Genomic DNA, 1096 nt, shown 5'->3' on the forward strand with positions numbered 1-1096 from the left:
GCTCGTACCATTCAAGGCCTCAACGCAAGGTCGTTTCATCATGCTCCAATCCGATCCCAGTGACCGATGTCCCGGCTCGGGCCGTCTGCCGGAGCACGTTGCGGCCGAGTAGGGCCCGCAGCCTGAAATGATTTCATCTATGCTCCGCCGTCGTTTCCGCGACCGGCGTATGGCGGAGCTTTGTCCAGGGGATCGCAGTGACGAGAGCACGACCATGAGCAACACGACAACCATCGATAACGTCATTCCGCGCGCCGACATCGACAAGCGTGCGGCCAGGCTTGGCGCCGAGATCAGGAACATCAAACTGTCGGGCGACCTTTCGGACGAGACCATCCGTGCGATCAATCAGGTGCTGCTCGAATACAAGGTCATCTTCTTCCGTGACCAGAGACATCTCGACGATGCCGAACAGGAGCGCTTTGCTATCCGGCTCGGCAGGCTGGTGCCCCATCCGACGGTCGGCGCGATCAATGGCACGTCGTCGATCCTGGAGCTGGACTCGGGCCGGGGCGGTGGCCGCGCCGACCAATGGCATACGGATGTCACGTTCGTCGACGCCTATCCGAAAATCTCGGTGCTGCGCGGCGTGGTGATTCCACCCTACGGCGGCGATACCGTCTGGTCGAACACGGCGGCCGCCTATCTCGACCTGCCGGCGCCGCTGCGCAAGCTCGCCGACGAACTGTGGGCCGTTCACAGCAACGCCTATGACTATGCCGTGAAGACGCGGGCGACCGAGGCGGACAAAAAGCACTTCGACGAGGTGTTCACCGGAACGATCTACGAAACCGAGCATCCGGTGGTGCGCGTCCATCCCGAGACCGGCGAGCGCACGCTCGTGCTCGGAAATTTCGTGCAGCGCTTCGTCGGCCTGCCGAAATACGACGGCCAGAAGCTGTTCGACCTGTTCCAGTCGCATATCACGGCGCCGGAAAACACCGTGCGCTGGAGCTGGGAGACCGGCGACGTTGCGATCTGGGACAATCGGGCCACGCAACATTACGCGGTCAACGACTATGGCGATCAGCACCGCGTTGTGCGCCGGGCCACCATCGATGGCGATGTGCCGCTCAGCGTCGACGGTCGGCGCAGC

At 62.8% G+C, this 1096-nt stretch carries 1 protein-coding gene; it reads left to right on the top strand.

Annotation, left to right across the window (positions count from 1 at the left end):
• Window positions 1-214: 214 nt before the first annotated feature.
• Window positions 215-1096 (top strand): TauD/TfdA dioxygenase family protein (locus tag FXV83_RS41220; protein WP_148745739.1); only part of this gene is annotated, 882 nt, incomplete at its 3' end.

It is taken from the genome of Bradyrhizobium hipponense, from assembly GCF_008123965.1.
Taxonomy (GTDB): domain Bacteria; phylum Pseudomonadota; class Alphaproteobacteria; order Rhizobiales; family Xanthobacteraceae; genus Bradyrhizobium; species Bradyrhizobium hipponense.